Below are 22,516 nucleotides of genomic sequence, written 5' to 3'. Positions count from 1 at the left end.
TCCACGCCGACCCGGCTCTAGAACTCATCGAACTGCGGCTTGATTTCGCCGACCCCATCGCACCTTGCACGGCCGTCCTTTGACGGCGTTCTTCTTGATCATCAGGCGCTCGCACCGGCCGGCGCCAGAAACCTCAGCCGGAGGGGCCACCCCTATCTGCCGCCAAAATAGAGCATTACCGCCGCTTCTGGTAGTGCCAGGCTGGGGAGAATCAGGATTAGCCGTCCCCAGACCCCGATTGGGAGGTACCGAGGAACATCCGCAAGGCAGCCGGTTCTGTGCCGCTCAACAGGTTTTCCGTCGGGCCCTGGGCCAAAATGCGCCCCTCCGAAAGAAACGCGGTCCTTGCCGCGATGCGCAAAGCGTCCTGCGGGTTGTGGCTGACCAGAACCACGGTCAGCCCCTGTTCCCGGCGGAGCCGGTCCACCAGATCCAGCATCCCCAACCGCAAACCCGGATCGAGTGCGGAAAAGGGCTCGTCCAGCAACAGCAGCGGCCGCCGCCGAACCAGGCTTCGGGCCAGGGCGACCCGCTGGCGTTGGCCGCCGGAAAGTTGCGCCGGCAGGCGGTGTTCCAGGTCGGTCAGTTCCACCCGGACCAAGGCCTGCCTGACTGTTTCCCGCTCCGCCGGCCCCAGGCGCAGACCGGGATCCAGGCCCAACCCCACATTCTGCGCCACCGACAGATGGGCAAAGAGATTGTGCTCCTGAAACAGGCTGGTGACCGGCCGTTCGGCCGGGCTGAGGGCGGTGACGTCGCGGCCGTCAATCATGATCCGCCCGGACAGCGGCTTCTCGAAACCGGCAATCAGGTTGAGCAGTGTGGACTTGCCTCCCCCGCTCGGCCCCAAAAGCGCCAGGCATTCCCCCCGCACCACGGAGAGATCGAAGACCATGGTCAGATCTTCATAGCGGAAGGTCAGGTCCGAAACCTCAAGCATGACCGACCCTCCTCTGTCTGGCGTGGAAGCACAATCGCCCAAGGCCGAACTCGATGGCCAGGAAAAGCAGCAGGCAGAGCAGCGACAACAGGGCCGCGATCACCGCGGCCTCCGCCATGCGGAAACCGCCCATGGCCCGATAGAGCAGCAGCGGCAGGGTGGCGAAGTCCTGGCTGCCGAAGAGCGCGATCACCCCCAGGTCGCCAAGAGACAGGGTCGCGGCCACCGCCAGGGCCAGGGCGACCGGGCGGCGCAGGTTCGGCCACTCGATCAGGCGCAGGCGGGTCCAGCCCGCAATCCCAAGGCTCTGGCACAACCGGTCGTGTTTCTGGGCCTCCTCCATCATCGGCCCGCCCAGAAAGCGCACCACGAACGGCAGCGCCATCAAGGCGTTCACCAGGATGACCAGCGGCAGGCCCAAGGCGAAAACATCGGCGAAGGGGCGCAGCAGCACGAAAAGGCCGGTCGCCAGCACAAAGGGGGGCACCACGAGAATCAGCGAGGCGGAAAGCTCCAGCCGGGCCGCCGCCCTGAAACGCAACAGGCGATGGCGCAGGATGCGGCTGCTGATCAGCAGCGCCCCGCCCAGGAGCAGCGCCAGGCTGGCGGAAGACAGGGCGATCACCAGCGATTGCCAAACGGCACGCCAGACCCGCGGCTCGGCGAGAACCGACGCGGCTGTGGGATTGAAGCCGGCCAGCGCGACCGCCGCCAAGGGCAAGAGGACCAGCAGCATGGCAAAGACGATGACGGCGCCGTCCCACAAGCGGCCGGTCCAACCCGCCCGGTCCGGGCGCTCATAGACCCGCCCCTCGGTCAGGTTGAGGCTGCCGGGCAGCGAGAGGCGCAGCAGGGCGAGAACGATGCCGCCGCAGAATATCAATTGCACCAAGGCCAGGGTCACCGCCCGGCCGAGATCGAAATCGAACCGCAGCGCCTGATAGACCGCGACCTCCAGGGTGGTCGCCTTGGGGCCGCCGCCCAGGGTCAGGACCACCGCGAAGGACGTGAAGCAGAGCATGAAGACGAGGCCCGCCACCCCCGGCAATACCGTGCGCAGGGCCGGCCATTCGATCAGCCGGAAGACATCGCGGGAGCGCAGGCCGTACTGGCTGGCGACGCGCCAGCTTTCCGGCGGCACACCTTCCAGCGCCTGCAGCAGCACCCGGGCAACGAAAGGCATGTTGAAGAAGGTATGGCCGATCAGGATCCCGCCCAGGCCGTAGAGGTAGTGGGTGCCGGAGAAGCCCAGCAGTTCCAGTCCGTCGTTCACCCAGCCGCGGCGGCCATGGACCGCGACGATTCCGAAAATAGCAACGATGACCGGGATCACCAGGGACAGGCTGAACAGCCGCAGCATCAGGCCGCGTCCGAGGAACTGCCGCCGCGCCAGGGCGCGCGCCAGCGGGACCGCCAGGCCCACCGAGAGGAAGGTCGAGAGCGCCGCCTGCCAGAGGGTGAACCAGACCACCCGCCAGAGGTAGGGCTGGCCCAGATTGTCGAACAGGTCCAGCCCGCCGGCGGTCAGCCCAAGGGCCAGCAAAGCCCCGCCGACCAGCAGCAGGATTAGGCTGAGGGCGAAGCTGGCGGGCAGCCACCAGGGCATTGCGCGGCGGGCGCTTTCAGGCGGCTATTGACTGACCGCCTGCAGCCATTCCTCGATCCAGGCCTTGCGGTTATCCGCCACCTCTTCGGGACGGAACAGCAGCGGGCGGGCGGGGTCGACAAGCTTGTCGTATTCCGGCGGCAGGCCGCCTTCCAGGTCGATCACCGGATACATCCATTGTCCCGTCGGGATCGCCGCCTGGAATTCCGGCCCGATCATGAAGGCCAGGAATTCACGGGCCAGCTCCGGCTCCCGCGCCGCCTTGGGGATCGCCGCGACCTCGACCTGCATGTAATGGCCTTCCTCGAAGGCGGCAGCCTGATAGCGCGCCGTCTCCTCGGCGATCATGTGGTAGGCCGGTGAGGTGGTATAGCTCAGCACCAGGGGGGCTTCGCCTTCCAGGAACAGGCCATAAGCCTCGCTCCAGCCCTTCGTCGTCGTCACGGTCTTGCGCGCCAGCTTGGCCCAGGCCTCCGGCGCGCGGTCGCCGTATACCGCGCGGACCCAGAGCATCAGGCCCAGACCCGGCGTCGAAGTGCGCGGGTCCTGCACGATGATCTTCAGATCGTCCGGCGCCTCGACCAGTTCCTTGAGGCTGGCGGGCGGCGCCTTCAGCGCCTCGGTATCGTAGACGAAGGAGAAATAGCCGTAGTCGAAAGGCAGGAAGATCTCGTCGATCCAGTCGATGGGCAGGGACAGAGTCTCCGCCGAGACACCGTGGGGGGCGAAAAGATCGGTCTCTTTGGCCTCGGCCATCAGATTGAGATCGAGGCCCAGGATCACATCGGCCTTGGCCTGCGGCCCTTCCAGGCGCAAACGGCTCAAGACGCCGACCGAAGAATCCACCGCCACATAGTCCAAAACACAATCGCAGTCAGCCTCGAAAGCCGCCTTGATCTGCGGACCGGGCCCCCAGTCGGAGGTGAAGGAATCGTAGGTGTAGACCGTCAGGCGCTTCTTATCCTCAGCGGCCTGCGCCGGGGTCAGGGCCGCCGTCAGACCAACGATCAAAACGGTGAAAAAACCAAGAAAACGCATCGCATCGCTCCATAAGGCTATGGGGCGGTTGGCTTTGAGGTGGGTGGGTCTTTGTAGAAGAGGCCTGCCGCTCAAATCCCTCCGCCGGCATTACCCGGGTCAGGTTCATCGGGTTGTCAGGACCGCGGCTTGACCGCTTCCCCTTCTCTCAGCCCGTCTTGGGCACCCCGTTGAGACTGCACTTAGACTAGGCCTCGCCCCCGGCCTTGGCAAGGTGCCTCCGTCATGCCGACACACTTCGATATCAGGCGAACCATAAGGCAGAGAGGATGTGCTTTATGACGGCAGCCAACCACCGGGAGACATGCCCCATGATTACCTGCTTCATCCGCTACGAAATCGACCCCTTCAAGAAGGACCTCTTCGAGACTTACGCCCGCAACTGGGGCCAGGCCATTCCGCGCTGCGGCGCCGACCTGATCGGCTACTACGCCCCGCACGAGGGCTCCGCCACGACTGCCTACGGCCTCTACAACATTGCCAGCCTGGCGGATTACGAAGCCTATCGCGCCCGCCTGGCCGCCGATCCCCTGGGGCAGGAAAACTATCGCTTTGCGCGGGAGGAGCGCTTTATCCGCCGCGAGGACAGGATCTTCCTGCGCCTTGCCTCCGCCCCCCAGGCCGATTCAGTCTAGCCGGGCGGTGAGGATCTTGAACCCGGCAGCGCCGAAGGCCACCGCGAAAACCGCCTCGAACCAGCGGCGCAGCTTTGCATAGCCGGCCATCATCGGCGGGCTTGAGAAGAGAAAGGCGTAGCCATGGAATACCAGGAAGCTCTGCAGGCCAATCGCCGAGATGACGATCGCCAGCGCCAGCGGAGACGACCCCGGTGGAATACCGACCCCGAAAAGCGATCCGAAAAACAGGATGGCTTTCGGATTGGTCAGGTGGAGCGCCAACCCTTTGCCATAGGCCGCTTTCAGCGTCGGCGTTGAAACCCGCCGGGTCGTCAAAGCGCCAGGCGTCAGGGCCGAACGTGCCGACTTGAACGCCAGAAACAGCAGGTAGCAGGCCCCGAGATACCGGATGACCTCAAACGCCCAGGCGTTGGCGAGCATGATCACGCCCAAGCCCAAGGCCGCCGTGACCGACCACATCAAAGATCCGGTCGTGATCCCGGCGGCCAGCGCCAGGCCGAAGGGGCGGCCCGAATTCATGGAAGTGCCGGCAATGGCGAGGGTGGCGGGTCCGGGGCTCGCCGAGGCGATCAACGCGGCCAGAAGGATGAGCGGCAGGTTTATGTCAGACATCATTCTCCAAGGCTGTCACGGCCCTTCCATCGAAACAAGCGGGACTTGGTTCAGGTGATCCAGCGGGCCATCGGCCGGCTGCAGACCTAGGCAGGGTTTTTCATAAACGGCAATTTATACCTACCCTATTCTACTAGGTCGACCCTGAAGCGACTTTCCACCGAGCTGGCAGACCAGGGTTCCAAACGAACTCAGAACAACCATGCAGTTGATAGTCCTTGGCATTCTTCTTGCTGCAGGTGTTGTGGTGACCCTTCGCGGATCACCGGGGGAGCATGATGAACGGAGGAACAGATGACGACGATACAAGGTGGAATCCCACTCGCCAGCGCGCGCGAGATCACCCCGCAGCTTCACCAGCTTCATGACCTCAAGGAAACCGACCCCGAACGCTGGGAGTCCATGCAACGCACCCTGCAGACGCTCCATGAGGGGCCCTCAGCAGCCGAGAGAGCCGCGCAGCTTGCCAAACAAAGGGCTGTCCCTGTGCACAGCGTTTACCGGGTGAACGGCGAGATCGTCGCCATTCACCAAACCGGCGGCGGGACAACCTCTACCAACGCCGCCGGTGGCGCCCGGAACATTCCCGGACAGGGCGATGCAGCCACGGTCGGTTGGGAGCGGGGCCTGCGGGGCGATGCGCTGAACGACTTCGTCGCCGATCACATCACCGCCAACCTCAAAAAGAAGTATGGTTCGGCGCTGACGATCGAGACCTACGACAATGCCGCCAGCGCCCCGACCACCGGCGAGATGCAGGACGAGATGTTCGGCATCACCAGCCAGCGTGATACTGTGCCAGGGCGGATGTCGCGCGTTGCGATTGACACGGAAAGCTGGGCGCGGCTGCTGGACCAGTATCGGTAAAACCAATCGCGCTGCCCGCCTGGCGGGTCCCGGCAATCAAGTGGTTCTCCGCTTTTTGCCGATCTGGCCCTTGCCCGGCGGGCCGCCTGACGGCATCAGAAAGGAGCCGCCCATTCCTTATCGAGACCGAGATGCCGGACACACCAGCCCCCCTGAACCAGCCACCAGATGCACTTCTGGGCGAGCCCCTGCCCGACTGGACACCGCGCCCGGCCCCACCCCGCAGGGCGATGGAAGGCCGTAGCTGCCGGGTGGAACCGCTGGATCCGGACAGGCATTGTGAGGACCTCTTCGCGGCCTACTCGACCGACCGGGAAAACCGTATCTGGACCTACCTGCCCTACGGCCCCTTTGACGACCCGGGCGCTTTCCGGGCCTGGATGGAGGAAACCTGCCTGGGCGGGGACCCGCTGTTCCACGCCGTCGTCGACCAAGCCAATGGCAGGGCGCTCGGCGTCGCCAGCTACCTGCGCATCACCCCGGCGGTCGGCGTGATCGAGGTCGGCCATATCAACTACGGCCCCGCCCTGCAGAAAACGGTAATGGCGACAGAGGCCATGTACCTGATGATGGCCCGTGTCTTCGACGAACTGGGTTACCGCCGCTACGAATGGAAATGCAACGCGCTGAACGCCGGCTCCCGCGCCGCCGCCGAACGACTGGGCTTCACCTTCGAGGGCGTGTTCCGCCAGGCCGCGGTGATAAAGGGCCGCAACCGCGATACCGCCTGGTACTCCCTGCTCGACAAGGAATGGCCGCAGGCCAAAGCCGCCTTCCAGGCCTGGCTGGCCCCGGAAAACTTCGATGCCGAAGGGCGGCAGCGGCAAACACTGTCGGCAATCAAGGCACAGGTCTAACGCTAAGCCGACCTATTTTTCTTCAACAAGGCATCCACCGACCAGGCACCGCCGCCGGCGAAGACCAGGTAGAGGAAGAGAAAGCAGAACAGGATGGCCGCGTCGCCGCCGTTCAGCGTCGGGAAGAAATCACGCGGCGCGTGGGCGATGAAGTAGGCCGCGGCCATCAGGCCTGAGCAGAGAAAGGCGACCGGACGAGTGAAGAGGCCGAGCGCCAGCAGCGCGCCACCTACCAACTCGATAGCGCCGGCGATTCCCAGCATGGAGAGCAGTTCCGGCCCAGGCCCCTCGCTGCTGCGCATCGGAAAGTTCAGCAGCTTTTGCGTGCCATGGGCCATGAAGGTCAGGGCCGCCATGATGCGCAGGATACTGAGGACACGCGGTGCCCAGGCGGTAAGAGACTCCATGATTATCTGCTCCTGCATTGCGTGGATTCAAATGCGCACGGCTATCGGGCCGCTCGCTGCTCTTGACCTACGACATAGGGGCAGCAGGGATTACAACCAAGGGCCGTTATAGAGATTGATGCCCAGCTTGATCAGGGTGCCGCCGAGGATCAGGAGCAGGACCCAGACCTTGGAGAGGCTGGCGAGGGCGTAGAAGGTTTTGGCGTCGTTGATCCGGGACTGCTTCTCCGGCCCCTCGGCCATTTTCTCGGCCTGCTGCTCGCGATACCAGCCGCGCAGCGCCTGTGACGTCACATAGAGCGCCGCAGCCGCCAGCATCATGTCGGCAAGAAAACTGAGCCAGGGCGCGATCGCGGAGCCGTCCAAGGACCGGTCCCTATTCGATGGTGATCTTCAGGGACTTGTTCATGGCCAACGCGATCTGCGCCAGGGAAGCGACGGTCGCCCCCTGCTTGTTCACCTTGCCGCCGGCCAGCTTGGAAACGAAGGCGGGGTCGAGGCCACTCGCCTGCTGCAGGTCGCGCAGGCTGCCGGCATAGGCGTTGAGCGCTTCGGTGACGGCATCGGCAACCTCCATCCGGGCCACGATGCGCGCGCTCGCCCGCAGGGCTTCGACATCCGGGTCGGTGGGATCGGCGCCCTCTATCCGGGGGGCCGGCCGCAACCTGCTGACTGCCATGGTATGTTCCTTTCCAGCGTCACTCATACCGCTTGTGAGGCCCTATATAGGCCGATCTGTTGTCGAATTAAACAACAATTTGCAGAATCTGTCAAGAATCGGCGGTTTCCGGGCCCTTGAGCCCGGCCCGGCAGGCATTATCCAGCCAATCGGCGTAGTCCGGGCTCACCGGGCGCCAATCGGCCCAGAGGCGGGTTTCCTGGCCCAGCCGGGCGACAGCCTGCGGGTATTCGCTTTCCGCCCCGATCCAGAGCAGCCGGAGCCGGCAAAGCGGCGCGAGATAGACCGCCAGGGCGGTGGTGTCGCCCAGCTCACGTTCCTGGGGCGGCCCATCGTCAAGCTGAGCCAAGTAGCTGTCGCCATCCAGCACCGACCAGTTCGGCCCGCCGGGGCAGCAGGGCATGGCTTTCAGCAGCGGCCGTGCCGGCAGATGCAGGCCGTGCAGCACGGCGGCGGCGCGCTTCGGCCAGCCCTCGGTCGCCAGGGGACCAAAAAGCTGGTCCTCCAGGGTCTGCTGGGTGCCGTCGACCAGCAGCGGCGCGCCCTTGGCCGCCGCCGCGCTCTGGCGCTCGGCCAGGCGTTTGGCGGCATAAACGAAGGCGTCGCGGAACACCCGCACCTGATTGGCGAAATGCGCCCCGCGCCGGGTCCGCTGCTTCAGATAGCCCGCCTGGGCCTCGTTGATGCGTTCAAGATCCAGCTCGACGGTCAGCACGGCCGGCAGAGTCCCCCCTTAGAGTTGCCCCAAGTCGCCCCTGGGCCGGCCAGACTGTCACCGAAGCCCGGGGCGGGCAACCGGAGCGAGCCTGCGCCCCAAAGAACACACCCGCCCCGGCAGCCCTCCGACGTGGCAGCGGGCAGAACCGCGGCCATCGACATTTCGCCCCTGCCCGGCTATAAGGCGCGCCGTTACAGCAGGCAGCGCTGTTTTGGCCGGAGCCTGCGGGAACCCAGATCCAAGAGCATGACCACACTTTCCGATGCCGTTGCCAAGCGGCGCACCTTCGCGATCATCTCGCACCCCGATGCCGGCAAGACCACGCTGACGGAAAAGCTGCTGCTGTTCGGCGGCGCGATCCAGATGGCCGGGGCCGTGAAGGCGCGTGGCGAGCAGCGCCGGGCCCATTCGGACTGGATGAAGGTGGAGCGCGAGCGCGGCATCTCCGTCGCCTCCTCGGTCATGACCTACGATTACAACGGCAAGACCTTCAACCTGCTCGATACGCCGGGCCATGAAGACTTCAGCGAAGATACCTACCGCACCCTGACAGCGGTGGATTCCGCGGTCATGGTGATCGACGCGGCCAAGGGCATCGAGGCCCAGACCCTTAAGCTGTTCGAGGTCTGCCGTCTCAGGGACATGCCGATCATCACCTTCGTGAACAAGCTGGACCGCGAAAGCCGCGATCCCTTCGAGCTGATCGACGAGGTGGAGCAGCGCCTGGCCCTCGACGTTACGCCGGCCTCCTGGCCGATCGGCATGGGGCGCTCCTTCCTCGGCTGCTACGACCTGCTGCACGACCGGCTGCTGCTGGTCGAACGCAGCCGCGACAAGAAGGGCGCCGAGGGCGAGTCCTGCTCCGGCATCGACGATCCCAAGCTGGACGAACTGCTGCCCGCCGATGCCGTCGCCCAGTTGCGCGAAGAGGTCGAGATGGTGCGCGGGCTCTGCCCCGAGTTCGATCGGCAGGCCTACCTGGACGGCACCATGACGCCGGTCTATTTCGGCTCGGCACTGAACAACTTCGGGGTCCGCGAGCTGCTGCAGGGTGTCGCCGACATGGCCCCCGCGCCGCGCCCGCAGCCGGCGGTGGGCCGCCTGGTGGAGCCGACGGAAGACAAGATCAGCGGCTTCGTCTTCAAGATCCAGGCGAACATGGACCCCAACCATCGCGACCGCATCGCCTTCCTGCGGCTCTGTTCCGGCCATTTCAAGCGCGGCTCCAAACTGCGCCATTCGCGCAGCGGCAAGACCATCAACGTGCACAACCCGGTGCTGTTCCTGGCGCGCGACCGCGAGCTGGCGGAGGAAGCCTGGCCCGGCGACATCATCGGCATTCCCAACCACGGCAACCTGGGCATCGGCGATGCCCTGACCGAGGGCGAGGAGCTGAAGTTCACCGGCATCCCCTCCTTCGCGCCGGAATACCTGCAGACCGTCCGGCCGGCCGATCCGCTGCGCGCCAAGCACCTGGGCCGCGCCCTGCAACAGCTGGCCGAGGAAGGCGCCGCGCGGGTCTTCAAACCGACCATCGGCGCCGACTGGATCGTCGGCGTGGTCGGGCCGCTGCAGTTCGACGTGCTGGCCGACCGCATCCGCACGGAATACGAGGTGCCGGTGCATTTCGAGCCGACCTCGCTCCACACCGCGCGCTGGGTGGAATGCGACGACGCGCTGAAGCTGAAACGCTTTGTCGACAGCAATCAGGGCGCCATGGGTACGGACCATACCGGTGCCCCGGTCTTCCTGGCACGCAACGCCTGGCACCTGGACCGCGCGGCAGAGGACAACCCCGACCTGCGCTTCCTCAAGACCAAAGAGCAGATCTAGGAAATGGACATGCAGCCGGACGGGCGCCTGCCGTCCGAACTCTGGATCAAGGCGCACATCAAGCGCTGCATCGTCGACGGCATTCCCGCTACCGTGGTCCATCGCGGCGAAAAGAACAGCGGCACGCTGATCCTGAAGATCAACCAGCTTGAGGCCGGTTGCAAGGTGCTCAGCCAAGCCCGCAATCTGGACGGCGACCTCGCCTGGATGCCGGCGCTGGGCGGCGGCCTGGTGGAAGAAAGCGCCGCCGATGCCTACATAGACCGGGCCGTCACCCGGGACCCCGACGTCTGGGTCGTCGAAATCGAAGACCGCGAGGGCCGCCACCCTTTCGAGGGCAAGGTGCTCTAAATCCCGCAATTTTTGGAGCTTTCGCAGATGTCCAACCGCACCCTCGACCTCAACGACGCGCTCTACGACTACCTGCTGGCCAACTCCCTGCGCGAACCCGAGGTTATGCGCCGGCTGCGTGAGGAGACCGCCAGGGTTCCGGCTTCGATGATGCAGATCTCCCCGGAACAGGGCCAGTTCATGGCGCTGCTCGTGCAACTGATGGGGGCCAGGCGCTGCATCGAAGTCGGCACCTTCACCGGCTATTCGGCCCTGGCGGTGGCGCTTGCCCTGCCGGCCGACGGCAAGATCGTGGCCTGCGACGTGAACGCGGAAACCACCGCCATCGGCCAGCGCTTCTGGCAGGAGGCCGGCGTTGCCGGGAAGATCGATCTGCGCATTGCCCCGGCGGTCGAAACGCTGCAGGAAATGCTTAACGCCGGAGACGCGGGACGTTACGACTTCGCCTTCATCGATGCGGACAAATCCAACTACGATTCATACTACGAACTCGCCTTACAGCTGTTGCGCCCCGGTGGATTGATCGCCATAGACAACGTGCTGTGGAACGGCTCGGTCATCGATCCGTCGAAGAATGACGCAGACACCCTGGCGATTCGCGCGATCAACGCGAAGGTCGCGGGCGATAAAAGGGTGACCTGCTCGCTCGTGCCGATCGGTGACGGCCTGATGCTTGCACACAAACAAAATGACAAAAATTCGTAGTCAAAAGTTATTTAATGACGTTAACGATCACTTAAGTGAAAGTTAAGGCCATCTTCATTCGCACGTGGAAAAATTGTGAGATCGGCGGAGAGGGTTTCGCTGAACGTGCAATGAAAGACGAGGCCAATCATGTGGAAGATCGTAGCGCTCAGCGCCGGACTCGCCATCGCTAGCACCACCGCAGCGACGGCGCAGCCTCAGTGTGATCAGCGGGATTCGGTTCTGCAGGTTCTGCAGAAGAAGTACAAAGAAGCGCCTGTCGCTTTGGGTGTCACCCACAACGGCGGACTGGTCGAGGTGCTCAGCACCGGCAATGGTACGACCTGGTCCATCATCGTGACGACCCCGCAAGGCATGAGCTGCCTGGTTGCTGCCGGTGAAGGCTGGCGCGCGATGGAGCAGATTGCCGCGGACCCGGAGGCCTAAGTTGGTGTCTCAGGAACTGGGCTTACAGATGTGAGGTCGGTGCTCTCAGGATCCTGAACCGAACGCAGCGTGGAGAACCCGGTCACCGGGTTTGATGGTCAGACGTGAAGACGTCCCTGCGTTCAACTCCAAGACCGCGCTAACGGCTTGACCGGAAGCGATTGCCTGCAACGAAAATGGCACCGAGCGCTCGTGAATGCGCACGATGACGCCGCTTTCGTCGATGAAGAGCATATCCAGGGGGATAAGCGTATTCTTCATCCACATGGCACGCGGTTCCGACCGCTCGAAGAGAAACAACATGCCCGCCGTTGCGGCCATGCTGTGCCTGAACATCAGCCCCTGAGAGCGCTGTTCGGGCGATACCGCCATCTCAACTTCAAAGACATGACGCCCGCCCGCCTCAGTCTCGATGGTGATTTCATCCCTGTCGAAACCGACGAGCTTGCCCGGTGCCTGGGCACTGCCCTCACCGGAGGTCAGCAACAGGCCCAGCAGGACCGCGCCCAAAGCGGCGATTTTCATCAGCTTTCCCATAGTCCTAAGCTTTAGCCATCCGGGCTTTTGCGCACAAGTGCAATAAGGTCGGGGGTGTCGGCAGCGAGACCGCTCAGGGTGCCACAAGAAGCCGTTCCCCTGACCCGGCCCGCCGGGCTAGTATGGGCCCTGTCTTCGCGGACCAGTCGCCGGTCCGGCCGGCACCGCAGGATAAGCTATGGCGCCGCCCGTTTTCGAATGCCCGACGGACATTCGACCACCGCCCTTCCGGCCCCGGCAACGGGGCCCTATATCAGCAGGGAGTGTGCGATGCGTCTTGTTCTGGGATTTGCGATACTGCTTCTCACCGCCGTACCGGCGCCTCCGGCAGAGTCGGCGGACCCGCGAGAGTCAGAAGACTGCAGGCCGCGCCACAGCATCATCGACTATCCCCCTTACGCCGAACTTCTCTGCAGCGGCCTGGCAAAGATGGCCCTCGGGCTCCCCAGTGCGGCCTTGAAAGACTTCGAGGCGGCAGCGCGGATCGACATCCACGAAGTGCCGAACTTTGAGATCTATACCTACCTTGCCCACGCCCAGTTGCTGCTCGGCGACCAAGACGCCTATCGGGAAAGCATCACCAAGTCGGAACTGGCCCTATTCGTCTGGAGCGGCACTTATCATTGCAGTTATGCGGAGCCAGAGGTGCGCCTTCTCGACGCCGTGGGGCTGGCGCTTGCAACTGCGGAAGCCGATGCGGTTGCCGCTACGATGTGCGGCGACATCTACACCGCCTATTATGAGCCCGGCTCCAGGACCTTGGAGAGCATAGCGAGCGACGGCAGGCTGGCTGAATACCACCTTCAGGTCCGCGCCCTGATCGATCGGCGCGAAGCGATGTCCGAAACAGACCGCTAGCACAGGCTGGTCAGGAAGCTGTCGCGCGGGCCGCCAGCGTCCTTACCTCTTCGCGCAGCGGGCCGTCGCGCGGCGGATCGGCCAGGGTGGTAAACCAGGCTTCCGGCGGATTGCGGCCCCGGCTGTGACGCCATTCCAGAGCGCGCAGCACCGCCTCGGCCCCATCCGGCAGGCGCCCGGGTATCTCGAAGCCATTGAGCGTTGCCCAAACGCCCGCCCAGGCCCGACCCACCGACCAGGGATTGTAGCCACCGCCCCCCAGCACCAGAAGGCGCGGCGCAAGGTCACGGACCTGAGCCACGACCCGCCAGAGCGCGCGGTTGGAAAGCGAGAGCTTGCTCAGCGGGTCTTCCTCCAAGCCATCGGCGCCGCACTGCAGAACCAAGGCCTGCGGCGCAAAGTTCTCGACCAGCGGCAGGACGGCGGCTTCCATGAGGAACGCCAATTCGCTGTCGTTGAAGCCCGCCGGTACCGGAAAGTTGCGGGCCAGCCCTCCGGCCCGATCATCGGCGCCGCCCGTGCTGCCCGGCGCCATGGGCCAGCGCATATCCTCGTGGATCGACAAGGTCAGGACCCGGGGGTCGTCATGAAAGGCATCCTGCACGCCATCGCCGTGATGGGCGTCGACGTCCAGATAGGCGACCCGCGCGATCCCCTGGTCCAGCAGGGTCAGGATGCCCAAGACCGGATCGTTGAAATAACAGAACCCACTCGCCCGGCCGGCGCGGCCGTGGTGGGTGCCGCCGGCGGGGCTGTGGACGATGCCGGGCTCCGCCAGCAGCTCGCCAGCCAGGATCGATGCGCCACAGGCCGTCGCCGGGCGGCGGAAGACCTCCGGATAGATGGGATTGCCGTTGCGGCCGAGGTTGAAGCGTTCCTGCTCCGCCACGCTCAGCTGCTGCTCGCGCTCAGCCTTCTGCACGGCGGCCACGTAAGCCGGATCGTGAAACCGCGTCAGCTGCGCCGGGGTTGCCCGCGGACTGTCGATATAAGCCGCCTCCGGCAACCAGCCGAGCGCCCGGCAGAGATCCATGCAGGTGGAGACGCGCGGGATAGCCAGGGGATGGCGCCCGCCATAGGTCGAGCGCCGATAGATCTCGCTGCCGATGAAGCGCGGCGGCGACACGGCATTCACGGCCTTACTCATCGGCCTTCAACAGCCAGCGCAACGCCAGCGGCGCGATGAATGTCGTGACCACGGCCATGACCACCAGCAGGGAAAAGAGGTTGTCCACCACACCCGCCTCACCGGCCCGGCCGCCTGTCGCCAGGATGCCGGCCTCCGCCACCACCCCTAGAATGATCAGCTCGACCGCCCCCCTGGCGCTCATGCCGACCCCGACGGCAGCGGCGTGGCGCCGGTCAAAGCCGATCCATAAGGCAGGCAGGCCGGAACCCATCAACTTGCCGAAAAACGCGGCGAGAATGACCAAGGCCGCCAAGGCCGGTGCTTCGTAGACCGCCCCCAGGTCAACCTGCATGCCGATGGAAACGAAGAACAGAGGCCCCAGCACGCCGCTGGTGATTGCGGCGAGGATCAGCTTCATGTCGTCAAAGGCGCGCTGGCCGATCCGCGCCGGCTCCAGGAACAGGCCCGCCATGAAGGCACCCATGATCCAATGCAGCCCCAAAACCTCCGCCAGCAACGCATAGGCGATCGCAACGGCCACCAGGGCGCTGAGATCAAGCGCCACGATCTTCTCCTCACGCAGACGCTCATTGACATGGGGATAGACGTGGGCGCCCAGCAGCCCGGTTACCGTGAAGAACAGGCAGGCTTTGGCCGCCAGCCAAGCGAGATTGCCAAGATCGGCATCGCCCCCGGTTGCCGCGTAGGTCGTGACACCGGCAAGAAGTATCAGCCCGAAAACATCGTCGATCAGGGCGGCGGCCATTACGGTTATCCCCAGGCGGCTGTGCAGCAGGCCGAGTTCTTCGAACACCCTTGCGGTCGCCGGAATCGCCGTTACCGACATGGCAACGCCGACGACCAGGGCCTGAGCCACCTTCATCTCCGAGGCGGGAATGAACCACCAGGCCAATCCGATGCCGAGGGCCATGGGGACGATCACCCCGCCCAATGCCACGGCGAAAGCGCCGCCGGAAGCGGCGAACATCTCCCTCGGCTCCATATCCACACCGGCGCGCAGCACCAGAAAGAAGATCGCCATAGTGGCGATGTCGGCGATCTGCGGCGCTTCGCGCAGATCTACGAGAAGACCGTTGGCGGCCCCCCCGAGGATCGGCCCAATCACCGAAACCGCCACCGCAATCAAAACGCCGGCGACCAGCTCGCCGACCGGGGCTGCCTGTCCAAGGCGCTCAGCCCCGACCCCGCAGAGCCGGGCGATCACCAGAAGACAGAGAAGCTGGCTGAGGACCAGAAGCATTGTTCACCGTTTTCTTTTGCCACCGGTGCTTTTGGAGCACCCTGCCCGGGCTACCCTACGGCAGTCTGGCGAGACGGTCATGGATGAGTGTGTAGAACCCCTTGGCGTCGATCTGGTTGATCACGTGGCAGTTCGCGGGCCGGCCGGAAACGCCCCACCAGTCGACCACCGTCATGCCCATGGTCAGTTCGGAGCCGATTTCGACCTGCACATTGCAGTCCCGCCCCTGGAACAGGCCCGGCTGCAGCAGATAGGCCAGCACGCAGGGATCGTGCAGCGGTCCGCCGTCTTCACCGTACTTCTCCATATCGAAGCGTTCGTAGAAGTCGAGCATCGCCGCCGCCGCGGTGCCGGTCCGGTTGCCAAGCGTCTTCAGCGAATCGATCCAATCCCTCGTCATCAGCGCTTTGTGCGTGACATCAAGAGGATGCATCGTTGTTTTTATGCCGGACGTAAAAACGACCTGGGCCGCATGGGGGTCGACGTAGATGTTGAACTCGGCCGCCGGGGTGACGTTGCCACCTTCAAAGAAGCCGCCGCCCATCATCACGATCTCGGTGATCTTCCCAGCAATGTCCGGCGCCTTCACCAGCGCGGCGGCGACGTTGGTGAGCGGGCCCAGGGTACAGAGCGTGATGCCCGCCGCCGGTGCCGCGCGCAAGGTCTCGACAAGCCAATCCACCGCGTGCTGCTCCTGGAGCGGCATGACGGGATCGGGCAGATCAGGACCGTCGAGGCCGGTCTTGCCATGCACCTCCTCCGCCGTCACCAGCGGGCGCACCAGGGGCCGGGCGCAGCCGGCGAACACTTGTGTTTCCGGCTTTCCGGCAAGCTCGCATATCTTGCGGGCATTCAGCTCGGTCAGCCTCAGCGGCACGTTACCGGCCACCACCGTGATCCCCAGCACCTCGAGTTCCTCCGAAGCAAGGGCAAGCAGGATGGCGATGGCATCGTCCTGTCCGGGATCGGTATCGATGATAATCGGCCTTGGGGCCATGGGCGCCTCTCCTGTCAACTGGGCGGCGAAGCCCGAAACGCTCCGCGGCGGTATTGTTCGTTTTCAGCGATGCCCGATTGACGGCCCGCCCGCAAGCCCCAACTGGCAACGGCCAATCGGCAAACCCAGTCAGCAAACCTAACCGGCAAATCAGGGCCGGCGAACTTCCGACCGGCGCTTTGGAAAAGCGTAATGGCCTGACGCATTTCTACAAGAGAACACTGTTCAACCAGCGGTCCTAATCACAGAAGACGAGAATCCACACAAAACGTTGTGGTCGCACCAAGCCGGCGTCGCTCAAATGCGCAGGCACAGCGCCAAGAAGTCCGGCCGGCTGCCGGTTTGTCTTGACCGGCGCCGATCCGTCAGTAGGCTCATTTCACCTACCTGAAAGCTGGGAATCCATTCTGAATTGCTTGAACGCAAGGCTCGCCTCTTCCACTGCAACGACTAAACCATAGAAAGAATTATCGGGCATGACGCTGGCCTGGATCGTTCTGTTACCGTTTATCGGTGCGGCGCTGCCCGGTCTCTTGATCCGTGCAGGCCGCGACGCCTGTGCTTTGACCACCGGTTCGGTGACGTTGCTGGCACTGGTGCTGCTGCTCACCCAGGCACCCGCGGTCTTTGCCGGGGAAGTGATACAGGCACGCTGGGAATGGCTGCCCTGGCTGGGCCTCAACGTCACCTTCTTCCTGGATGGCCTCGGCTTTTTCTTTGCCGGCCTGATCCTCGGGATCGGCCTGCTCATCATCATCTACGCCCGCTACTATCTCTCCAAAGACGATCCGATGGGCCAGTTCTATGCCTATCTGCTGTTGTTCCAGGGTGCCATGGTGGGGATCGTCCTCTCGGACAACATCCTGCTGCTGCTGGTCTTCTGGGAGCTGACCAGTCTCAGTTCCTTCCTGCTCATCGGCTATTGGAAACACCTGCCGGCGGGCCGCCAGGGCGCCCGCATGGCCCTTGCGGTGACCGGCATGGGCGGACTGTCGATGATCGCCGGCATGCTGATCCTCGGCAACATCGCCGGCTCCTATGACCTGACGGTCATTCTTCAACACGGCGCCGAAATCCAGGCTTCGCCCTGGTACCTGCCGGCCCTGCTGCTGATCCTCGGCGGCTGCTTTACCAAATCGGCGCAATTCCCCTTCCACTTCTGGCTGCCGCACGCCATGGCGGCGCCGACCCCGGTCAGCGCCTATCTGCATTCAGCCACCATGGTGAAAGCGGGCATCTTCCTGATGGCGCGCATGTGGCCGGTGCTGGCGGGAACCGAGGCCTGGTTCTACATCGTCGCCACCACCGGCCTGGCGACCATGGCAATCGGCGCCTGGATCGCTCTGTTCAAGGACGACCTGAAAGGGCTTCTGGCCCACTCGACCGTCAGTCACCTGGGGCTGGTGACCATGCTGCTCGGCTTCGGCACTCCCATGGCCGCCATCGCCGGGGTGTTCCATATCCTGAACCACGCCACCTTCAAGTGCGCGCTCTTCATGACCGCCGGCATCGTCGATCATGAAGCGGGCACCCGTGATGCGCGGCGTCTCGGCGGCCTTGCGGCGCTGATGCCGATCACAGCCACCATTGCCACACTTGCCGCCTTCTCAATGGCCGGGCTGCCGTTTTTCAACGGCTTTCTTTCCAAGGAAATGATGCTGCACGAAGCCGCGCACACGCCCTGGGCCGGGAACCCATGGATTCTTCCGGCCATGGCAACCTTAGGGGCCGTCTTCTCCGTGGCGTATTCTTTCCGCTACGTGTTTCACGTTTTCTTCGGACCGAGACGCGACGACTATCCACAGCACCCGCACGATCCGCCTGCCGGCATGTATCTGCCGCCGGCCTTTCTGGTGGTTCTGGTGGTCCTTATCGGCCTTGTGCCGGCGCTGGCCCAACCGCTTGTCACCGTGGTTGCCGGTGCGGTGGTGGGCGGCCCGCTGCCGGAGTTTCATCTGGCCATCTGGCACGGTGTCACCCTGGCACTGGGCCTGAGCGCTGTTGCGGTCGCCGGTGGCGCCTTCCTGCTGTGGCGCCACGCGGTCTTCAACAAGCTGCGCCTGGCCTTGCCGCGCCCCGAAGCCAAGACCATGTTCGATGCCCTGGTCAACGGCCTGGCGGCGTTCAGCAATCTGCTCATCGACGGCCTGCACAACGGTTCGCTGCGCCGCTATCTGGCATTCTTTGTCACTGCAACCCTTGCGGTCGGCGTTACTGCCTTCATGAGCGGTGAGCACGCCGCCGGTCTACGCGCACCGATGCCCGCGCCACTGGTTCCGATACTGGGCTGGCTGCTGCTGGTCGGCGCCTGTATCGCCATCGTTTTCTTCCATCGCAACCGCCTGCTCACCCTGGTGATCATCGGCGTGATGGGGCTTATTCTCTCCATCGCCTTCATCTACCTCTCCGCACCGGATCTCGCACTGACCCAGATTTCGGTCGAAGTGGTAACCGTCGTCCTGCTGCTGCTGGCGCTCAATTTCCTGCCCAAGGAGACACCACGGGAAAGCTCGATGCTGCGACGGCTGCGTGACGGCACCCTGGCGGTCTTCAGCGGCCTGGGTGTCGGCGGGCTTATCTACCTCATCATGACGCGCGACTTCACCAGCATCTCCGAATACCACCTGGCGCAGTCCAAACCCGGCGGCGGCGGGACCAATGTGGTGAACGTTATCCTGGTCGACTTCCGCGGTTTCGACACCTTCGGCGAGATCATCGTGCTGGGCATTGCCGCCCTGGCCATTTACGCGCTGCTAGACGGCGCACTGCACGGCCCGGCGGCCCGGCGGCTCAATTCCTGGATACCGGATCAGGAGCGGGCCAAGGATCGACACCCGCTGATGATGGTGGTGGCGACCAGGGTCATGTTGCCGCTGGCACTCGTCGTCGGCATCTTCATCTTCCTGCGCGGCCACAACGAGCCCGGTGGCGGCTTCATCGCCGGGCTTGTCGTCTCGATCGCATTCCTGATGCAGTACATGGCCAGCGGCTTTGGCTGGGCCGAGCGCCGCATGAAGATCGACTACCACGCCATGATCGCCTGGGGTGTTCTTCTTGCAGGATTCACAGGCGTCGGCGCCTGGCTGGCCGGCCGGCCTTTTCTCACCAGCGACTATGGCTATTTCAAACTGCCCCTCCTGGAGAAATTCGAGCTGGCGACAGTCATGGGTTTCGACATCGGCGTGTTCCTGACCGTCGTCGGCTCGGTCATGCTGGCCCTGGCCAACCTCTCCCGCCTGGCGCGGCGGACCGAGGAACCGGTGAGCGACGAGCCCATGGACTTCAAACCGGTACCCGAGGAAGAAGAGATCGCGCCCGATGCCGGACTCAGCGCCGATGTCGCCACGCAGACGGGGGAGCGCAGCTAGATGGAGCTTCTTGTCGCCAGCGGCGTCGGGGTCATGACCGCAGCGGGGGTTTACCTGCTGCTGCGCGCCCGCACCTTCCCTGTCATCATCGGGATTGCCCTGCTGTCCTATGCGGTCAACACTTTCCTGTTCGCCACCGGGCGTCTGGCGACCAACCTGCCGCCGGTGATCTCCGACAGCGCGAACGGCTATACCGACCCCCTGCCCCAGGCCCTGGTGCTGACCGCCATCGTGATCTCCTTCGGTATGACAGCCGTGATCGTGGTGCTGGCCTTGCGGGCCTATCTTGAAGCAGGCTCCGACGAGGTCGACACGGCCGAAGGCGAGCGCCCTGGGACCGGCAGCAGCGGGGATGGTGCCGGCACCGGGGGAGGTGCGGCATGAACCACTGGATTATCGTACCCATCGTCCTGCCGGCCCTGCTGGCGCCCTTTATCGTGCTGACCATGCGCCATGACCTGCTGCTGCAACGGGTGTTCTCCATGGCCGGCGCCGTGGCCCTGCTGGCGGTAGCCCTGGGACTGACGGCACAGGCGGCCAGCGGGCCGGCGCAGCTCTACGAACTGGGCAACTGGCGGGCCCCCTTCGGCATCGTGCTGGTACTCGATCGCCTGTCGGCGCTGATGGTCCTGCTGACCAGCCTGCTGTCGGTCGTGGTGGCGATCTACGCGATCACCAGCGCATGGGATACCCGTGGCCGCCATTTCCACGCGCTGTTCCAGTTCCAGCTCATGGGCATTAACGGCGCTTTCCTGACCGGCGATATCTTCAATCTTTTCGTTTTCTTCGAGGTGCTGCTGATCGCCTCCTACGGCCTGATGCTGCACGGCGGCGGTGCGGCACGCATGAAGGCCGGCGTGCAGTATGTGGTGGTGAACCTCGCCGGGTCAACATTGTTCCTGATCGCCGTCGGCACGATCTACGGCGTTACGGGAACGCTCAACATGGCCGATCTGGCGGTCAAAGTGCCCCAAATTCCCGCCGGCGATCAGGCCCTGCTGCGGGTCGGCGCGCTGCTGCTGCTGGTGGTCTTCGCCGTGAAAGCGGCCCTGGTGCCGATTCACTTCTGGCTGCCCGGCACCTATGCCAATGCGCCGGCGCCGGTCGCCGCACTTTTTGCGGTAATGACGAAAGTCGGCGCCTATTCGATCCTGCGTTTCTTCACCCTCGTGTTCGGCGACGCTGCGGGCGACAACGCCTGGCTGGCGGCCGACTGGTTGCTACCCGCCGCCCTGGTGACGTTGATTGTGGGGGCGGCAGGCGTGCTCGGCGCCAAGGAACTCTCGCGGCTTGTCTGTTTCTCCGTCGTCGGTTCGATGGGTACCTTGCTTACGGCCATCGCGCTTTTCACCCCGGCGGCCACGGTCGCGGCGCTGTTTTATATGATCCACTCGACCTTCGCGACGGCCGCCCTGTTCCTGCTGGCCGATCAGATCAGCGACCGCCGCGGCGGTGCCGGCGGCCGGCTGACCACCGCACCACGCTTCGCCCAGACCGGTTTACTGGCCAGCCTGTTCTTCCTGGCAGCCATTGCCATGGCCGGCATGCCGCCGATGACCGGTTTTCTGGGTAAACTGATGGTTCTCGACAGCGCCCGCAGCTCGGACTCCATGGCGACGATATGGACGATCATCCTGGTGACCTCATTGGTCAGTATCGTCGGCTTTGCGCGCGCCGGCAGCGTGATTTTCTGGAAGAGCGCGTCGCTTCCCGATCCTGTGGAGACCGCACCCAGCCGCCCCGCGCTGCCGATTGCGGCCGCCAGCCTCATGCTGGCCGCCATGGTCGGCCTTGCGATCTTCGCCAATCCGGTGACCGGATATCTGGAAACGGCAGCCGCTGAACTCTATTCTCCGACTCACTACATCAGGACAGTCCTCGGTCCTGAAGTCGTCGCAGAACAACGCTAGGGAGCCCTGCCGATGATCGCCAGACTGCTGCCCCATCCGGTCCTGACCGCGACCCTGGTGCTGGTATGGCTTATGCTGCTCAACAGCCTGTCGCTGGGCGGATTGCTGTTGGGCCTGATCCTCGGAGTCACCGTGCCACTGTTAACGGCTGCTTTCTGGCCGGAGCGGCCGCGCATCCGTCATCCCCTAAAAATCATCGCCTATGTCCTGTTGGTACTCTGGGACATCTTTGTCGCCAACATACAGATTGCCTATGTTGTGGTGTTCAAGACCAACAAACAGCTGCGCTCTCACTTCATCACCATTCCGCTGGAAATCTATTCTCCTGAGGCCATAACAATGTTGGCGGGCACCATTACCATGACGCCCGGAACCGTGTCCTCCGACCTCTCGGCCGACGGGCGCAGCCTGCTGGTACACTGCCTCGATACCGACGACCCGCAAGGCCAGGTCGATGGGATCAAGGCACGCTACGAAGCCCGGCTGAAGGAGATTTTCGAATGATCACCTACGCGCTGTTCTTTGGGTTTTCGTGCTTTGCAGTCGGCCTGCTGCTCAACCTTTTCCGCCTTGCGAAAGGCCCGACCGTTGCGGACCGTGTGCTGGCGCTCGACACCATGGTGATCAACGGTATTGCGATCCTGATCCTTTACGGCATCGCTAAGGGCACAACGGTCTATTTCGAAGCCGCCCTGCTCTTCGCAATGGTCGGCTTCATATCCACCGTAGCCTACTGCAGGTTTATCCTGCGCGGCGATATCATCGAATAGCGGAGGAGC

Annotated in this window: 25 protein-coding genes and 1 riboswitch; of the genes, 13 read left to right on the top strand and 12 right to left on the bottom strand. The window is 64.1% G+C overall.

What is annotated here, in order from left to right; genetic code table 11:
* Nucleotides 1-217 precede the first annotated feature (217 nt).
* From thiQ to thiB, 3 genes are read right to left on the bottom strand one after another with little or no spacing between them, the layout of a single operon-like run.
* Nucleotides 218-940: a thiamine ABC transporter ATP-binding protein ThiQ gene (gene thiQ, locus HBA54_RS00975; RefSeq protein ID WP_167220444.1), complete on the bottom strand. Its 723-nt coding sequence runs from the start codon at nucleotides 938-940 to the stop codon at nucleotides 218-220.
* Nucleotides 933-2,546 carry a thiamine/thiamine pyrophosphate ABC transporter permease gene (gene thiP / locus HBA54_RS00970; RefSeq protein WP_167220442.1) on the bottom strand — a complete coding sequence of 538 codons (1,614 nt, stop codon included), beginning with the start codon at nucleotides 2,544-2,546 and terminating at the stop codon, nucleotides 933-935. The genes thiQ and thiP overlap by 8 nt, the downstream gene beginning before the upstream one ends.
* A 24-nt stretch (nucleotides 2,547-2,570) precedes the next feature.
* A complete protein-coding gene (gene thiB / locus HBA54_RS00965; RefSeq protein WP_167220440.1) occupies nucleotides 2,571-3,584 on the bottom strand; it encodes a thiamine ABC transporter substrate binding subunit in 1,014 nt (337 codons plus the stop codon).
* A gap of 58 nt (nucleotides 3,585-3,642) precedes the next feature.
* A riboswitch (TPP riboswitch) is annotated at nucleotides 3,643-3,764 on the bottom strand.
* Nucleotides 3,765-3,895: 131 nt separating this feature from the next.
* Between thiB and HBA54_RS00960 the strand changes: the two genes are divergently transcribed.
* The gene (locus HBA54_RS00960) at nucleotides 3,896-4,219 is read left to right on the top strand and encodes an NIPSNAP family protein (RefSeq protein WP_167220438.1); all 324 of its coding nucleotides are present in this window, start codon (nucleotides 3,896-3,898) and stop codon (nucleotides 4,217-4,219) included.
* Here the strand turns inward: HBA54_RS00960 and HBA54_RS00955 are convergent.
* Nucleotides 4,211-4,837 carry a LysE family transporter gene (locus HBA54_RS00955; protein ID WP_167220437.1) on the bottom strand — a complete coding sequence of 209 codons (627 nt, stop codon included), beginning with the start codon at nucleotides 4,835-4,837 and terminating at the stop codon, nucleotides 4,211-4,213. The two genes, HBA54_RS00960 and HBA54_RS00955, sit on opposite strands and share 9 nt — an antisense overlap.
* A 291-nt stretch (nucleotides 4,838-5,128) precedes the next feature.
* Between HBA54_RS00955 and HBA54_RS00950 the strand changes: the two genes are divergently transcribed.
* Complete coding sequence (locus tag HBA54_RS00950; RefSeq protein ID WP_167220436.1) at nucleotides 5,129-5,701, top strand: hypothetical protein; 573 nt, start codon at nucleotides 5,129-5,131, stop codon at nucleotides 5,699-5,701.
* A gap of 131 nt (nucleotides 5,702-5,832) precedes the next feature.
* A complete protein-coding gene (locus tag HBA54_RS00945; RefSeq protein ID WP_205944343.1) occupies nucleotides 5,833-6,558 on the top strand; it encodes a GNAT family N-acetyltransferase in 726 nt (241 codons plus the stop codon).
* A 2-nt stretch (nucleotides 6,559-6,560) separates the two neighbouring features.
* On the opposite strand, the gene HBA54_RS00940 is transcribed toward HBA54_RS00945, so the two are convergent.
* The 4 genes from HBA54_RS00940 to HBA54_RS00925 form a co-directional block, all read right to left on the bottom strand.
* Nucleotides 6,561-6,965, bottom strand: a complete 405-nt coding sequence (locus tag HBA54_RS00940; RefSeq protein WP_167220435.1) for a DoxX family protein — start codon at nucleotides 6,963-6,965, stop codon at nucleotides 6,561-6,563.
* A gap of 90 nt (nucleotides 6,966-7,055) precedes the next feature.
* On the bottom strand, nucleotides 7,056-7,331 hold the full coding sequence (locus HBA54_RS00935; RefSeq protein WP_167220434.1) for a hypothetical protein: 276 nt from the start codon (nucleotides 7,329-7,331) through the stop codon (nucleotides 7,056-7,058).
* A 10-nt stretch (nucleotides 7,332-7,341) separates the two neighbouring features.
* Nucleotides 7,342-7,644 carry a hypothetical protein gene (locus tag HBA54_RS00930; protein ID WP_167220433.1) on the bottom strand — a complete coding sequence of 101 codons (303 nt, stop codon included), beginning with the start codon at nucleotides 7,642-7,644 and terminating at the stop codon, nucleotides 7,342-7,344.
* Between the two features lie 91 nt (nucleotides 7,645-7,735).
* Nucleotides 7,736-8,359, bottom strand: coding sequence for a hypothetical protein (locus HBA54_RS00925; RefSeq protein ID WP_167220432.1), 624 nt, complete (start codon nucleotides 8,357-8,359; stop codon nucleotides 7,736-7,738).
* A 249-nt stretch (nucleotides 8,360-8,608) separates the two neighbouring features.
* On the opposite strand from HBA54_RS00925, the gene HBA54_RS00920 reads away from it, so the two are divergent.
* From HBA54_RS00920 to HBA54_RS00905, 4 genes are all read left to right on the top strand, one after another.
* On the top strand, nucleotides 8,609-10,195 hold the full coding sequence (locus tag HBA54_RS00920; RefSeq protein WP_167220431.1) for a peptide chain release factor 3: 1,587 nt from the start codon (nucleotides 8,609-8,611) through the stop codon (nucleotides 10,193-10,195).
* A gap of 9 nt (nucleotides 10,196-10,204) precedes the next feature.
* Nucleotides 10,205-10,546 carry a DUF1491 family protein gene (locus HBA54_RS00915; protein WP_167220430.1) on the top strand — a complete coding sequence of 114 codons (342 nt, stop codon included), beginning with the start codon at nucleotides 10,205-10,207 and terminating at the stop codon, nucleotides 10,544-10,546.
* Nucleotides 10,547-10,573: 27 nt separating this feature from the next.
* A complete protein-coding gene (locus HBA54_RS00910) occupies nucleotides 10,574-11,251 on the top strand; it encodes a class I SAM-dependent methyltransferase (protein ID WP_167220429.1) in 678 nt (225 codons plus the stop codon).
* Nucleotides 11,252-11,380: 129 nt separating this feature from the next.
* A complete protein-coding gene (locus HBA54_RS00905) occupies nucleotides 11,381-11,677 on the top strand; it encodes a hypothetical protein (RefSeq protein WP_167220428.1) in 297 nt (98 codons plus the stop codon).
* A gap of 45 nt (nucleotides 11,678-11,722) precedes the next feature.
* On the opposite strand, the gene HBA54_RS00900 is transcribed toward HBA54_RS00905, so the two are convergent.
* Entirely contained in the window at nucleotides 11,723-12,202 is a 480-nt protein-coding gene (locus tag HBA54_RS00900) for a DUF192 domain-containing protein (RefSeq protein ID WP_240932434.1), read from the bottom strand.
* Nucleotides 12,203-12,484: 282 nt separating this feature from the next.
* Between HBA54_RS00900 and HBA54_RS00895 the strand changes: the two genes are divergently transcribed.
* Nucleotides 12,485-13,072, top strand: a complete 588-nt coding sequence (locus tag HBA54_RS00895) for a hypothetical protein (protein ID WP_167220426.1) — start codon at nucleotides 12,485-12,487, stop codon at nucleotides 13,070-13,072.
* Nucleotides 13,073-13,082: 10 nt separating this feature from the next.
* Here the strand turns inward: HBA54_RS00895 and HBA54_RS00890 are convergent, their stop codons facing one another.
* The 3 genes from HBA54_RS00890 to HBA54_RS00880 are packed head-to-tail and all read right to left on the bottom strand — an operon-like array spanning nucleotide 13,083 to nucleotide 16,459.
* Nucleotides 13,083-14,219, bottom strand: a complete 1,137-nt coding sequence (locus HBA54_RS00890) for an acetoin utilization protein AcuC (RefSeq protein ID WP_167220425.1) — start codon at nucleotides 14,217-14,219, stop codon at nucleotides 13,083-13,085.
* A complete protein-coding gene (locus tag HBA54_RS00885; RefSeq protein WP_167220424.1) occupies nucleotides 14,212-15,462 on the bottom strand; it encodes a cation:proton antiporter in 1,251 nt (416 codons plus the stop codon). The genes HBA54_RS00890 and HBA54_RS00885 overlap by 8 nt, the downstream gene beginning before the upstream one ends.
* A gap of 55 nt (nucleotides 15,463-15,517) precedes the next feature.
* Nucleotides 15,518-16,459: a nucleoside hydrolase gene (locus HBA54_RS00880; protein WP_167220423.1), complete on the bottom strand. Its 942-nt coding sequence runs from the start codon at nucleotides 16,457-16,459 to the stop codon at nucleotides 15,518-15,520.
* Nucleotides 16,460-16,935: 476 nt separating this feature from the next.
* Here HBA54_RS00880 and HBA54_RS00875 point away from each other — a divergent pair, with 476 nt between their 5' ends.
* Genes HBA54_RS00875 through HBA54_RS00855 form a run of 5 tightly spaced genes read left to right on the top strand, consistent with a single transcriptional unit; the run spans nucleotide 16,936 to nucleotide 22,507 of the window.
* Entirely contained in the window at nucleotides 16,936-19,827 is a 2,892-nt protein-coding gene (locus tag HBA54_RS00875) for a monovalent cation/H+ antiporter subunit A (protein ID WP_167220422.1), read from the top strand.
* Nucleotides 19,828-20,211 (top strand): Na+/H+ antiporter subunit C, encoded by a 384-nt coding sequence (locus HBA54_RS00870; protein WP_167220421.1) that lies wholly within the window; start codon nucleotides 19,828-19,830, stop codon nucleotides 20,209-20,211. It abuts the gene before it with no gap.
* Entirely contained in the window at nucleotides 20,208-21,737 is a 1,530-nt protein-coding gene (locus HBA54_RS00865) for a monovalent cation/H+ antiporter subunit D (RefSeq protein WP_167220420.1), read from the top strand. The genes HBA54_RS00870 and HBA54_RS00865 overlap by 4 nt, the downstream gene beginning before the upstream one ends.
* Nucleotides 21,738-21,749: 12 nt before the next feature.
* Nucleotides 21,750-22,241 carry a Na+/H+ antiporter subunit E gene (locus HBA54_RS00860; protein WP_167220419.1) on the top strand — a complete coding sequence of 164 codons (492 nt, stop codon included), beginning with the start codon at nucleotides 21,750-21,752 and terminating at the stop codon, nucleotides 22,239-22,241.
* Nucleotides 22,238-22,507 (top strand): K+/H+ antiporter subunit F, encoded by a 270-nt coding sequence (locus tag HBA54_RS00855; protein ID WP_167220418.1) that lies wholly within the window; start codon nucleotides 22,238-22,240, stop codon nucleotides 22,505-22,507. Before HBA54_RS00860 ends, HBA54_RS00855 begins: the two co-directional genes overlap by 4 nt.
* Nucleotides 22,508-22,516: the final 9 nt, after the last annotated feature.

Origin of the sequence: Pelagibius litoralis (assembly GCF_011683915.1) — a bacterium.
Lineage (GTDB): Bacteria > Pseudomonadota > Alphaproteobacteria > Kiloniellales > Kiloniellaceae > Pelagibius > Pelagibius litoralis.
Note: the sequence above shows the minus strand (reverse complement) of the source record. Positions and strands in the feature narration are given on the sequence as shown.